Origin of the sequence: Paenibacillus taihuensis, from assembly GCF_003386535.1 — a bacterium.
Taxonomy (GTDB): domain Bacteria; phylum Bacillota; class Bacilli; order Paenibacillales; family Paenibacillaceae; genus Paenibacillus_Z; species Paenibacillus_Z taihuensis.
Map to the genome: position 1 here is coordinate 212819 of NZ_QTTN01000005.1, position 14837 is coordinate 227655.

Here is a 14837-nt window from a genome sequence, read left to right on the forward strand (position 1 = left end):
AACCTCTCTAGAAGAAACAGGACCGAGAAATCGGTCCTGTTTTTTATATGCGAAACTTTTCAGGAATCCTATTCGTCTATATGAGTAGATTCTATAAAAAGGATGATGATTAGATGCGATTGATTCAGCGAACGGGCCTTTCTCTACTTATTGCTTCGACAGTAATTATGCCTGTGACCAATATTCTTCAACCGGTTAATGTATTTGCGGCATCGACAAGTTCGGCGGTTGCGACGAGCACAATTCCGTCATTTAGCCTTGGCGGTGGCAGTTACGCTAAAGTGACTGACCTGCAATTCTTGAGCGGCGATTCAGATAAGACGGCTTATTTCACGGTGTCGGTCTACAACAACTCCAATAAAGAACTCGATTTCAGTGATTATTGGGTCGAGATGTGGACCAAGAGTGGAACGAAATATACGATTAAGATGAACGAGCAAGACGCAAAGAATACCAAAATCGTAGCTAAGACTACAACAGACTACCATTTTACGGCTAAGGTGAATGCCAAGCAGAACTTGTCGGATTTCTCATTCAAACTCATTAAATGGGATTTCAGCCAACCGGATTATACGAGAACTATTGGACAAGTTGCTGTACCAATGGCCTATAATCCTGTTATTCCGGCTGGGACAGGTAAAGTCGTTAAAATGAATAACTTGAAAATAAGCAGTATTGTGGCTCGTTCCCGATTTAATTTAATCGGCGGACAGCTTGAAGGCGTCGTTATTTATAGAGTCACCAATTACAGTACGGATAGTATCCCATTATCCAACTTTAATTATTATATGAAGCGTTCAGGCGGATCTTTGACGAAATTGGGCGCAGACATTTCTCAGGATGAGCAACTCGCACCTGGCGAGTCCAAAGAGATCTTGTTATATGGAACATTGCCGATTAAGAAGGTAGATCCGAACTTACAGTTAGTTGTAACGGGAACAGACCCGACTACGAAGCTTGAAGCTCCAATTGCAAGTTATGTTGTTAAACCACTTGCTGAAGCAAGTACATACGTTAAAGCAGGCAACAGCGGCAAAATGACGGTTGACAATATGCCTGTGAATACGAAGATCAGAGATGCTTTCTATGATCAGGACAGCGACAGCCATACGCTTTCCATGTATGTGAATTTCAATAACAGTGGCAAATCGACGGTGGCTTTGCCTAGCTACAGTTACTACGTGATGACGAGCGATGGCGCACTTTACCCAACAAAGCAGGCGCTGACGACGAATATTGACCTTTCACCTGGCATTGAGAAAGAGCAATACTTGCAATTCACATTGCCGGAGAAAGCCAATATGACTGGCTTGAAGCTGGTGCTGCGCAAAACAAGCGAAACGAATAAGAAGGGTTACGTTGCTGCGCTCTTCCAGGTTCCTTCTCAAACAGCGCAGGGTGGAACGGATCGCGCGATTCAGTATGTCACAAAACAAGGCTTGTTCGAATTCTCGGTTCTTCGCGGTGAGCGTCTGCCTTGGGGAGAGCAAGATATCATTAATGCGGTCATCGCGGTCCGTAATCCGCAGTTTGTAACAAAATCACTGCCGAATATTAAAGCTTCTATTCAACTGAACGGCTATAATGTCGATGATAAAGATATCCAGCTTATTAAGACAGATCAGGTTGTAGCGATTCCAGGCGCTAGTTATTCACTTTATATTGTAAGCACGAAAGTGCCGTACACGTTCGAGGCGAGCGATATGAACGTTATATTGTCTGAAGTAGGCGGCGCAGATGGCACTGCATCGACACCGATCGGTACATTCAAACTCCCTAGCAGTAAGTTGCAGCTTCCAGTCCTAAAATCCACTGATAGCATGGATGTGAGGGGTATCGGTCGTACTGCATCGCTGAAAATCAACAAGGTGAACACTTACGTGGATGATGTGACAGACACGAAGCTGCTTTATGCGGAATTCGACTATAAGAGCCTGGAATCGCGGTTCTCGAATCTGGCGAATCTCCAAGCTTACTTCAAGACAAAAAACGGTAATTACATTCAGGCGAGCTTCCAGAACATCAAAGATAAAGTAACACCGAATAAGAACTCGCTTGTAATGGCGTATGCGAGCTTCCCGAGTGATTACGACCTAACGGATGTACAGCTCATCGTCGGCCAAGGAACGACACAGAACCAGTTCACCGGACCAGACGCGACTGCCGATGGTTTCGTGGATGCCGTTCAATATGGAATGCCGGCTGAGAAGACAGACATTTTGCAAGATACGTTTGAGAATATGGTCATTAATCCGTATAAAATCTCGCTTCGCAAGCTTTCGCCATCGCTTCAAGATGCCTATAAGATTAATATTGATTTCGAATATGATCTGGCTAAGATCGGTGACTACGAGAAAGTAGCAGGAACTCATAAACTCGTTGTTGAACTTGTCGATCAGGATAATAAGTTCGAGCAGGAGTTTGACCTGGAGAATGGTAATGATGCGCTTAAGATTGGCGACCAACTCCAGGGATCAGTAGCCTTTGAAGATCGTAAGATTTGGGGCATTATTTATCGGCAATTCACGGTAAATATCTATGACGAGTTCCAAGGGCATAAGAAGCTGATTGCGACGAAGAAGCTAAATCAGGCGATGACGAACGGGTAATGATATTAAGAGGTGAACTGCAGGTTGAATAAGAAGGCGAAACTGGCCGTGCTCGGCTCAGTTGTAGGTATTGGACTAATCGCAGTCAGCGTGGTGACAACACAAGTTAGGGGGGACGGGAATACCGTCGTTCCTGGCTCGGTCAACGACCCGGTCGTGACGAAGAGCTACATTGATAAGAAGGTCAGCGACCTTGTGAAGGCAGAGCTTGCCAAGCAAGGGGGCGGCCAGGACAATACGCAGCTTCAGCAGACGCTCGACGAGTTCCGTGCCGAGTTAGAGGCGGACAAGGGCGGTCAGAAGGTGGAAGTCGTTGTTGTGCCTGTCGGTAAGCGGTTGTTGGCTAAGGACGGTGCGGAATTTGTCGTTCGGGCAGGTAAAGCGATGGCTTACAGCTCAGACAGCAACGGTATCTCTGACCTGACAGACGGGACTGACATTACGAATGGCAAGCCTGTACCGAACAACCATCTGATTCTGTTCCCACGCGGTGGACGCGGAGTGACGGCGCAAGCCGGCCAGACAAGTGCTCTGACGGTACTCGTTCGTGGCGAATATGTGATGCAAGCTCAGCAATAGTTAATTTTACCCGAACTGACAACATGTTATCCGCTTCGAATGTTTGGACCCGGCACACACTATAAGCATCCCACTAGGAGGTGCTTATCTTATGTCCAGAAGTAATCGCAAAGTGGTCCCTGAATGCGCACAGGCGCTGAACCAAATGAAGTATGAAATCGCAGCTGAGCTTGGCTTAATAGCAGGCGGAGGCGCGGCTGGTTCTGGTGATACGGAGTTTGCTTCAGAGCTCGGCGGAACGGGCGGAGCAAGCGGGCATGTGAATTGGGAACAGATGGCGACAAGAGATGTCGGATCAATCGGCGGCAGTATGACAAGACGATTAGTCGCGGAGGCTGAACGGGTTCTTAAAGGATTGTAAAGCTTTGTAACCAGACGGTACGTATCCATTGACACAAAGCGACATTTTCGTTATCATACTGTTTTAGAAAAAGTTATTTAATGAGACCTTTTCCGTTAGTCCGGGAAAGGTTCATTTTTTGGAATCGAAACGTTAAACGTTAGATCCCGTATGGGACGCGAACGATTTCTTATAGAGTCCCAGCAAATTGTGCATTATATGCATCATACTTAACAATTTGAAAGTTGTAGGAGGTTGAGATTAGATGTCACTTAAAGGACGTCATTTGTTCACATCGGAATCGGTTACTGAGGGCCATCCGGATAAGATCTGTGACCAAATTTCCGATGCGGTATTGGATGCTTTTCTGGAGGTTGATCCTTACGCGCGCGTAGCGTGCGAAGTATCCGTAGCAACAGGATTGGTACTCGTTATCGGCGAGATCAGCACGAAGGCGGATTATGTCGATATTCCATCGATCGTTCGCCGTACAATCAAGGAAATTGGTTATACGCGTGCAAAATACGGTTTCGACTCCAGCACTTGTGCGGTTCTTACATCCCTGAACGAGCAATCCGCGGACATCGCGCAAGGCGTTAACGCAGCGCTTGAATCCCGTGACGGCGTAGACGTTCGTCAAGAGAACGAAGATATCGGCGCAGGCGACCAAGGCTTGATGTTCGGATTCGCTTCCAACGAAACACCTGAGCTTATGCCGCTTCCAATCGCATTGGCGCACCGCATTTCGCGTCAGCTGTCGGAAGTGCGTAAGAACGGCACTTTGGATTACCTCCGTCCGGACGGTAAGACGCAAGTGACAATCGAGTACGTTGACGGCGTTCCAAAGCGTGTCGATGCAATCGTTGTTTCGACACAACACGCGGAAGAAGTTACGCTGGAGCAAATCCAAGCAGACATTCGCAAGCACGTAATCGCACCAGTTGTTCCTACAGAGTGGCTGGATGAAGAGACGAAATACTTCATCAACCCAACGGGCCGTTTCGTAATCGGCGGACCGCAAGGTGACGCTGGTCTGACTGGGCGTAAAATCATCGTTGATACGTACGGCGGCTACGCTCGTCACGGCGGCGGTGCTTTCTCCGGCAAGGATCCGACTAAAGTTGACCGTTCCGCAGCTTATGCGGCACGTTACGTGGCGAAGAACATCGTTGCTGCCGGTCTGGCAGACAAATGTGAAATCCAGCTTGCTTACGCAATCGGCGTAGCAAATCCGGTATCCATCAACGTTGACACATATGGCACAGGCAAAGTGGACGAAGAAGTACTCGTTGAAGTGATCAAGAACAACTTTGACCTCCGTCCTGCAGGCATCATCAAGATGCTTGACCTGCGTCGCCCAATCTACAGCAAAACAGCTGCTTACGGTCACTTCGGCCGTACAGACATCGACGTTCCATGGGAACGCGTGGACAAAGCGGATAAGCTGAAAGCTGACGCACTGCAATAATATAGAGTGAACATGAAGCCGTCCCTGTATGCAGGGGCGGTTTTTTCATGCCTATGGAAGGTCGATTCTCCTTTTCGGAGACATATATCTTCAATAAATCTTCATTTCGGACACCTCCCTACCGAAAAATATAGTACGAGTGTCATTTATTAGGGAGTGAAGTGGATTGATCCGAAATCGTAAAAAATCTAAATGGTTATCTTACTTAGTTGCAGCAATGTTAGCGATACAGTTCGCTCTTGGCGGGCTCGTTGCCATTCCTTCGCAGATATCGGCGTCCGGTTCAAGCGGTCCGCTTGTATCCAGTTATTCGCCTTCGGATAATGCGACGAATGTTCCGACGAACGCCAGCCTTATCCTAGCCTTTGATGAGAATGTGAAGAAGGGGACTGGAACGGCGACCATTCAAATCCACCGCCAGGTCGATAATATCGTAGTCGATTCATTCGTGGTGGCATCAGACAATCGTGTCGTTATCGGTACGGGGACGAACCGGAACATCGTGACGATAACGCCGACAGCAGGCAAGCTCGTCGTGGATACGAACTACTACATTACAATCGATGCCGGTGCGTTCTTGAATGATGCCAATATGAACTTCGCAGGCATCACGAGCGCGGTTGGCTGGGATTTCAAGACGGTGTCGGCAACAGACACGACAGCGCCGACGTTATCGACGGATCCATTGGTAACTCCGCTTACACCTGCAAATGGTGGTACGGCAGGAGTTGGCACGTCGCTTACCTTGGTATTCAGTGAACCCGTATTTGCTGCAAACGGCAGCATTACGGTTACCAATCACGCACAAGCGGCAGATGTCCAATCGATTCCGGTCAATGCGCTCAATGTGACGGGCAGCGGGACCAATACAATTGTGGTGAGCTTGCCGAGCAGTTTGCGCGGTACGAGCGCTTATGATGTTGTCGTGCCGAACGGCGCGTTCCAAGATGCGTCAGGCAACAGGTTTGCCGGTATCGCCTTGGGACAGTGGCAGTTCACGACTACGGCGCCGCCGCTTGGCGATACCGTGATGTCACCGCTGGATAATGCTTTTGCCGTACCGGTAGCAACGGATCTGAAGTTAACGTTCCCAGGAACAGTCGTGGCGAACACAGGCACAATCCGCATTAATAGGATTTCAGATAACAGTACCGTTCAAACGATTAGCGTACCTTCCGGCAATGTAACATTCGCTGCCAATGGTGCGGGAACGGATGTCATCATTAACCCGAGTGCGGATCTGGCTCCGAATACAGGCTTCTACGTGCTGATTGATGCAGGTACGTTCAAAGATACAACAGCACCTACTGCTTCTCTGTATCAGGGCATCTCGGATGCGACGATGTGGAACTTCTACACCGATCCCGGCTATGATGTCACGCCACCGACGCTGCTTGCCGATCGTAAGCCGCTTACGACGCAAGCGTCAACAGCGATTAGTCTGGAAATGAATTTCAGCGAGCCGGTCTATCCGGGTACAGGTAATATTACAATTCGGACGTCGCCTTCGGGCACGATCTTCGCTTCCTACCCGGTAACTTCGAGTAAGGTCAGCGGAGGCGGTACGACCAAGATTGTGGTTACAGACAGCTCCAAGACATTGATCAACAACCAGTCGTACTACGTGGAAATCGGCGGCCAAGCATTCTCGGATGCAAGAGGCAACTATTATACAGGGCTGTCCGGTTCCTCCGGCTGGTCGTTCACAGTCACGCAAGATAGTGTGAAACCGATAGTTGTATCGCAATCCCCTGCGAATACAGCCACGAACGTGCCCGTGCTCGGCGCGAAGCTGGGGTTACTGTTCAATGAGCCGATTCTAATTAAGAATTCTTCGGCTGTGACGGTGAAACGAATTACGGGGACCGGAAATTCGCCCCTGACGACAACGTTATCGATTGACCCAACAAACAATAGCTTGCTGCAGATTGCGATCAATGGAACAATGGCTGGACTGACCGACTATTACGTGGAGATTGCAGCAGGTGCCGTGACAGACTTGGCAGGAAACAATTTTGACGGCATCTTGAATCAATACCAGTGGACGTTCAAGACATCGAACAGCTCTACAGGCGCTCCAACCGTATCGAAGGCGGAACTGGTGGGTAGTTCGAGGTTAGCGATTACGTTCAACGATAATTTGGATACGAGCGCAGCGGCAACGCCGGTTCCCGCGAACTTCTATGTCACCGTGAACGGATCGGCTAATGCGGTTACGAATGTTCAAATCAGCGGTCAAGTGGTGACACTTACGCTTACGGGTACAGTCTCGAGCGGACAAGTGATCAAAGTGTCCTATTCTGCTTTAGGAGCCAGCCCAATTAAGAGTCTGGCCGGGATAGCAGCGGCGAGTTTCTCGAATGTCAGCGTGACGAATGTGCCGGATTCAACAGCTCCCGTTCAGGTTAGCGGCACCGTAAACGCGAACTTGATCATCCTGACGATGAGCGAGGCGCTTGCAGACGTGAGCCCATACGCGTATTCGCAGTTCTCCGTCACGATTGACGGATCTGTACGGACAGCTACGCAAATCACCGGTTCAGGCAATATGCTCTTCTTGTACTTTAGCGGGAATCCAGTTGTACTCGGACAAAAGGTGTTGCTCTCTTACTATGCATCGTCCTATCCGCTCAAGGATTTGTCGAATAATGCCCTGTATTCGTTTAGCAATTTCAATATCCAGAATGGCCAAGACGTAAAGGCGCCGGCCCTGCAGACGATTACGTCTACCGGATCTACGATTATCCTAAACTACGACGAAGCGTTGAATACGGCCCTTGTACCGCCGGTTTCATCCTACTATGTTCGAGTCAATGGAACTGTTCGGTCCGTATCGTATGTCGTCGTTAGCGGCAGCCAAGTCCTGCTGACACTCGCATCGCCTGCAGCAGCCAGCGATACGATTCTCGTTACCTATCTGGGCGGCAGCCCGGAGCTGAAAGACCTTGGCGGCAACTCTGCGCCGGCGTTTAATAGCGTACAGGCTAATGCGGGCAGCACAGGAACTCTATCGCTTAACGGGATTATAGCGAAAGGCGGAAACATAACAGCGACGTATGGCACGACGCTAAACGCGTCCTATCAACCGTCTATCTCGCAATTCGCCGTTAAGGTCAACGCCGTATCGCGTCCGATCTCTGCGGCAACGGTTAGCGGGTCGTCCGTCGTACTGACGCTGTACACGCCTGTGAGTGTCGGAGACTCTGTCACGGTCAGCTATGTCTCTAATAGTCTCGGTATTCGCTCGACGGCTGGTGCGCTAGCAGCATCCTTCACAGATACCAACGCTGCAAACCAGACGACATGGGACGACAATACGAGCGGCGATTACACCTCAGCGTCAGGCGGCGGTCTCGGTATTAAGGTATCGGCAGCCACGACGTCGACTGCCGTGTCTCCGGCGGGAAGCGCCGTGAATCAATTCGCACTGACGGCGGAGAAGATTAACAACGCCTTTAATACGATTCGCAAGACCGGCGGCATGGAGCCGAGAGTTGTCTTTACGGTGCCGAGCGCCGAGAAGGCGGCTATGGTAGCCCTCCCGTTAGGGACGCTTGAAGATGTGAAGAAGGCGACCCCGAACGCATCGTTCGTCGTCGCGTATCAGAATACAACGTATGAAATTCCGCTCAGTGCGCTGAACTATACGCAGCTGGGCCAAATGATGAATGCGGCGAGCGCTGTCGGCCAGCTGATCGTATCGATCGACACGAACGCAGGCTCATTAGCGGCGTCGCTGACGACGCAGCTGAACGGCGCGCATGCCCAAACGCTGGTTAGTCCGATAAGCTTCGATCTCGCGGTGAGCAGCAATGGGCAGACGAAGCAAGTCGATGATCTTAGCGGGTATGTGACGCGTACGATTGCAACTTCCGCGGGCTTGGACGGCAAACAGGTCGCGGTCGTATGGCTGGACCCGCAATCCGGCAAAATCTCGTATGTACCGACGCAGGTTACGCAAGAAGGCGGCCAAAGCATCATTAGCTTCAAACGCAAAGGAAACAGCGTCTACGCCGCTGTGAAAGGCTCCGTAAGTTATACCGATATTGCGAAGCATTGGGCTCGGAGCGACATTCAGCTCATGGCGAACAAGTATATTGTCGAAGGCAATACGCTGACTACATTCGGACCGAATAAGGCGATTACACGCGGCGAATTTGCGATGTTCATTGCGAAGGGCCTCGGCCTCACTGGCGACCGAAGCGCAGCGGCGAAATTCAAAGACGTGAACACCAACACCACGCTTGCCACTTATATCGGCGCTGCGAGTAAGGCGGGCATCATTCAAGGGATGACGGACGGCTCATTCAAGCCGAACAGTCTGGTGACGCGCGAAGAGATGGCATCGATGATGGTACGTGCAGCGAGCGCAGCAGGCGTTCAGATCGTACTGAAGCAGACGAGCGCGAATGCACTGAAGAAATTCACGGACCGAGCTAAGATCGGTACGTGGGCGCAGACAGACGTAGCGAAGGCTGTCGAAGCAGGCGTCATTACCGGCATGTCGAACGGCGCGTTTGGCGGCAAGAACAATGCGACGCGCGCAGAGGCGGCAGTTATGGTGAAACGACTGTTGAACTATGCGGAGTTCATCAATAGTTAAATTAGGAGATTCATATCGTGCTATCCGGTCCCTTCAGGACTGGATAGCTTTTTTTTGTCGGTCGAACAATGTCGATAGCATTCTTCTATCGTCCGTAACTTTCCACTAGTTTCATAGTCTATAGTAGTAGATAGATTTTGAGATGGGAGAGTTGCGAGGAAGATGCATAGGAAAGAGAGTCTAACTAGAAAGCCGCAGACGCAAACGAAGAAGAAGCAGGGGAACAAGCATGCAAAGCGACTAATCGTCCTGTCACTTGGAGCATCACTGCTCATTCAACCAATAGCCATCCTTATACCTACATCTGTTCACGCAGCAAGCGATACAGGAACAGCAGCAGTACAAACGGGAGCACAGCTCGTGCGCATTGGAGAAGAGATGTTAACCTCAGGCGCGAAGCGAGTCGATTATACATGGACAAGCAATCCTGGAGCAGGCGCTGTATGGTCGAACGTACATGTCATTGAGGTGGATTTGACGAATCCGTATGTCAAGCTCGATGTGATGAACGGCAAGACAGGCTCCGTGACGGGTGTTGGCTCTGTCGGCAATATGGTGAAGAACTCCGGCGCTGTTGCCGGGGTGAACGGCGACTATTTCAATACGGCAACCGGCAGCAAATACTCGCCGATTGGTGCAGAAGTAACCGGCGGCTCATTAGTGGTGAGCCCGTCGAAGCTGACAGGGATGTATGCTTTTGCCGTGACGAAGGATCGTCAGCCGCTCATCGATATGTACAGCTTTGAAGGGCAAGTGACGGCGGGAGACGGCTCTACGTTCGCATTGACGGGCATTAACAAGGCAGCCTACACGACGGAGCCGGATGGCGGGTACAGCCACGCGAACGCGATGTACATCTACACAAGCGCATGGACACAGACGCGTCCGGATGCGTCAGATAGCGCGACAACCCCAACCGAGGTGCTCGTGCAGAACGGCGTGGTTACGAAGTTCGCGGATAATGGCATGATTGCCGGAGCAGTTCCGGCGGACGGCTACATTTTGCGGACACATGGCAAGGCGGCGCAATATGCGCGCGAGCATCTTCAAGTTGGCCAGCCTGTGACAGCTGCCTACAATCTCGTTGCCCAGTCGACGGGTCAGAAAGTCGATCCGAATTCGCTGCAAATGCTGATCGGCGGCCATACCATTCTCGTGGACCAAGGCAAAGTCGCAGCGTTCTCGCGGAATCCGAGCAGCATCAGCCCAAGCAGTGACCGGGCTCGTACGGCAGTAGGCTATACGAAGGATGGCAGTAAAGTGCTTATCATTACCGTTGAAGACAGTACGGCAAGTCAAGGCGTGACACTTGCGGAGCTGCAGAAGCTGATGGTGCAGCTGGGCGTATGGAAAGGCGTTAATCTCGACGGCGGCGGCTCGACGACGATGATCGACCGTCCGCTTGGGGATACGGGCACGCTGCTCGCGTTCCCGACGGAGTATGGCACGACGCAGCGTCAAGTGACGAACGGCCTCGGCGTCTTCACGACCGCGCCGATGGGCCAGCTCAAAGGCATCATCGCCAAAGGCAGCAGCGTTCTCTTTATCGGACAGCAGGCTTCTTATGATATGACCGCATACGATACGTTCTATAATCCGCTGGACCCAAGTACACTAACGAAGGCTTGGAATGTCGACGACGCGCTCGGCGCATTCGCGGGCAATACATTCACGGCTGCCAAAGCAGGCAAGACGACGATTACGGCAAAGTCCGGCACGATCAGCGACAAGCTGCCGATCGAAGTTATCGGCGGCGCGCAGATCGCCTCGATGAGTGTAGACCCTAGCACAGCTGTCCTGGAGGAGGGCAAGTCGATCTCTGTTCCGGTGCATGTGACGCTGACGGATGGCCGCAAGCTGACGGTGCCGGCGTCTTCGCTCAAATGGGAAATGAACGGATTCACAGGAACGATGGACGGCAGCACGCTGAAGATTGGTACCGTGAACGCAGCCGCGAAAGCCGGATATTTGATCGCCAGATATGACGGATTTTCCGCGATGGCGGTACTTGCGGCAGGAGCCGACAAAAAATTTGAAGATTTTGAAGCGAAGACCTACCCAATTTCATTCCAAGGTACGAATGGTGTAGTGGGAACATCTACCGTTGTATCCGGATTGCCGGGCACGAATACGACGAACGTCCTGCAGCTCGCCTATGATTTCACGGGCGGGACCGGTACGAAGGCAGCCTATGCGGTGCTGAATGGCAGCGGGCGCAAGGTGGATGGCAACCCTTCATCGATAACGCTCGATGTGATGGGCGACAACAGCTTGAACTGGATTCGGGCGGAGTTCATCGACAGCAAGGGTGCAGCTCAATTAGTTACAATTGCAAAACAGGTCGACTGGACGGGATGGAAGAAGATCAAGGTTTCTCTGCCAGCCGATCAAATGGCCTATCCAATCACGCTTAAACGGCTCTACGTCGCTTCGCTGGCGGATGGCCAGGATGAGCGGGAGCTGACAGGCACAATTGGCTGGGATAATGTATCCTTCCAATATCCGCCGGTCGTTGCGGAACCGGATCGGGTGCCAATTGAACTTACGCTCGGTTCCAAGAGTGCAAAGGTAGACAGCAAGCCGTACAAGCTCGATGTGGCGCCGGTGCTGCTGGAAGGAACGACATACTTGCCGCTTCGTTTCATCTCTGAGGCGATGGGTGCGCAAGTAGGCTGGGAACCGGGGACGAAGCGCGTTACCGTACTTCGCGGCGACAAGCTGATGGACATGTGGGTCGGCCAAAAGGACTTCTTGCTTACAGGTGTTCGCAAGCAGGCTGAGGTAGCGCCGATTACGCGCAGCGGACGGACGCTCGTTCCGGTCCGGCTCGTCTCCGAGCAGCTGGGTCTTAAGGTCGATTGGGATCAGAAATTGGGTAGGATTACCGTGTCGTAGGATGCTCGCCAGTCTACTGTTATGTGGTATGATAGAATTAGTAGAACATGAAGAAAGTGGGCCGTTAAGAACATGGACTACCGCATAAACGACATCGATCGTGTAATCAAAAACGCGGTTTCTGTGATGGAGGACAGCAAATATCAGATCTTCGAAATTTGCGAATCCGCACGCAAGGAAATGTTTGCCCTAGGCCAAGAGCTGAACCAGGTTATTGCCGAGACTGGCGCCGTTATCGATAAAGTTGATAAGTTAGAGATGGATTACCGCAGAGCGCGCATCCGCTTAACTGAAGTTAGCCGTGACTTCGTCCGATATAAGGAAGAGGATATTAAAGCGGCTTACGAGAAAGCGACGCAGCTGCAGCTCGATCTCATGGTGTTCCGTGAGAAAGAGACGTACTTGAGAGCCCGCCGCGATGAATTACAGCAGCGCGTACGGGGTGTCGAGAAGTCGATTGAGCGTGCGGAGTCGATTGCGTCTCAGATCAACGTCGTATTAGAATATCTGTCGGGTGACCTCACGCAGGTCACTCGCATTCTTGAATCGGCGAAGAACAGGCAGCAGATCGGGCTCAAGATCATTTTGGCCCAGGAAGAAGAGCGCAAGCGGATTGCTAGAGAAATTCATGACGGTCCTGCCCAGTCGCTCGCAAATATAGTTCTTAGGACGGAAATTGCAGAAAGAATGCTATTGAAGCAGGAATTTCAAATCGTCCAGGAAGAATTAATAGACTTGAAGAGTCAAGTGCGCTCCGGCATCGAAGAAATCCGCAAAATCATTTTCAATCTGCGACCAATGGCTTTAGACGATTTAGGACTTGTGCCTACTCTTCGCAAATATATTCAAGATTTCGAGGAAAAAAGTAAAATTCGGACGATGTTCGACACGATCGGCAAGGAGATTCGCCTTCCATCAGCGATGGAAGCGGGCGTCTTCCGCATGGTTCAGGAAGCATTCACGAATGCGTTCAAGCATGCGAACCCTTCCTTCGTCTCGCTCGATATTACGTATCAAGGACAAATGATGAAAATTGTCGTCAAAGATAATGGTGTCGGTTTCAATGTCGATGCGTTGGAGTCGCGGATAAGCGACAGCAACCACTTCGGGCTCATTGGCATGCGCGAGCGTGTCGAGCTGCTTGATGGAAGGATGGAGATTGAGTCTAAGATTAACGACGGCACAAAGGTAATTATTCATATCCCGGTAAATCCGGATTCAAGAAAGGAGTAAATGACGATGGAAACCAATGCGGTAAACGGCAAGCGCAAGATTAAAGTATTGATAGCTGATGATCACCAGCTATTCCGTGAAGGCTTGAAGCGGATTCTGAACATGGAAGAAGATTTGGAAGTCATCGGCGAGTGCAATGACGGTATCCAGGTGCTCGAGTTCTGCAATCAGAACAAGCCGGAAGTCGTTCTGATGGATATTAACATGCCGATTGAGAACGGGGTCGTTGCTACTGAACGGCTGCGTGATATTTTTCCGGAAGTCAAAGTTATCATCCTCTCGATTCACGATGATGAGAGCTACGTATTCGAGACGCTGCGCAAGGGAGCCAGCGGCTACTTATTGAAAGACATGGAGGCAGAGGCGCTAGCAAATGCCATTCGTTCGGTTGTGAGCGGTTACGCTTACATCCACCCGAAGGTAACAGGCAAGCTGATCAATCAGCTGCGCCGCATGACGTACCTCGATGAGATCGGCGCAACTTCCGGAGCAGCTGCAGCACGCGAGGCTGGCGTGAAGTTTATCGCAGGCGAGAACAACCCGCTGACCCGCCGTGAAGCTGAAGTGCTTCGCCTGATGGCGGAGGGCAAGAGCAATAAGATGATTGGCGAGTTCCTGTTCATCAGTGAGAAGACGGTTAAAAACCACGTCAGCAGCATTTTGCAGAAGATGGAAGTGGATGACCGCACGCAAGCCGTTATCAACTCGATCAAGTTTGGCTGGGTAACGCTATAATAAAGCATTATACATAGGATAATAAGAAGCTTCCGCTTGATGGCGGAAGCTTTTTGTTGTGTGCCACGCATGGCGATTAACTAGGCGGTGAAAGTCCGCTGTGGGGGCTTGTAGTTGCCAACCACTAGCCAAGAGCAAGGGTGTCCATTGTGAGGTGGAATCTGAAGGAAGCTGGAGGCAAAATTCCGACCCGAGGAACACGAATATCATCAGGCATAGGACACGGGACGAGTTTGCAACACATAACGAAGTCCAATTAACTACACGGACGTGCCAATGTAAATGATGCGGGTGCATGGAAGGAAAGTGAATCGTCTTACCGTGGGAGGTCTCATGGACGTGAGGAGATTCATTTCGAATTACGGTTGAAACAAG

At 50.9% G+C, this 14837-nt stretch carries 8 protein-coding genes; all 8 read left to right on the forward strand.

Annotation, left to right across the window (positions count from 1 at the left end; translation table 11 throughout):
- Positions 1-113 precede the first annotated feature (113 nt).
- Positions 114-2609 (forward strand): hypothetical protein, encoded by a 2496-nt coding sequence (locus tag A8990_RS06645; RefSeq protein WP_116188228.1) that lies wholly within the window; start codon positions 114-116, stop codon positions 2607-2609.
- Positions 2610-2633: 24 nt separating this feature from the next.
- Complete coding sequence (locus A8990_RS06650) at positions 2634-3188, forward strand: hypothetical protein (protein WP_116188229.1); 555 nt, start codon at positions 2634-2636, stop codon at positions 3186-3188.
- 91 nt (positions 3189-3279) lie between these two features.
- The gene (locus tag A8990_RS06655; RefSeq protein WP_116188230.1) at positions 3280-3549 is read left to right on the forward strand and encodes an alpha/beta-type small acid-soluble spore protein; all 270 of its coding nucleotides are present in this window, start codon (positions 3280-3282) and stop codon (positions 3547-3549) included.
- Positions 3550-3793: 244 nt separating this feature from the next.
- Positions 3794-4996, forward strand: a complete 1203-nt coding sequence (gene metK / locus A8990_RS06660; RefSeq protein ID WP_116188231.1) for a methionine adenosyltransferase — start codon at positions 3794-3796, stop codon at positions 4994-4996.
- A 166-nt stretch (positions 4997-5162) separates the two neighbouring features.
- A complete protein-coding gene (locus tag A8990_RS06665) occupies positions 5163-9599 on the forward strand; it encodes an Ig-like domain-containing protein (RefSeq protein WP_116188232.1) in 4437 nt (1478 codons plus the stop codon).
- 162 nt (positions 9600-9761) lie between these two features.
- The gene (locus A8990_RS06670; protein WP_116188233.1) at positions 9762-12494 is read left to right on the forward strand and encodes a stalk domain-containing protein; all 2733 of its coding nucleotides are present in this window, start codon (positions 9762-9764) and stop codon (positions 12492-12494) included.
- A gap of 72 nt (positions 12495-12566) precedes the next feature.
- Positions 12567-13727 carry a sensor histidine kinase gene (locus tag A8990_RS06675; protein WP_116188234.1) on the forward strand — a complete coding sequence of 387 codons (1161 nt, stop codon included), beginning with the start codon at positions 12567-12569 and terminating at the stop codon, positions 13725-13727.
- Between the two features lie 6 nt (positions 13728-13733).
- Complete coding sequence (locus A8990_RS06680) at positions 13734-14462, forward strand: response regulator (RefSeq protein ID WP_116188235.1); 729 nt, start codon at positions 13734-13736, stop codon at positions 14460-14462.
- Positions 14463-14837 lie beyond the last annotated feature (375 nt).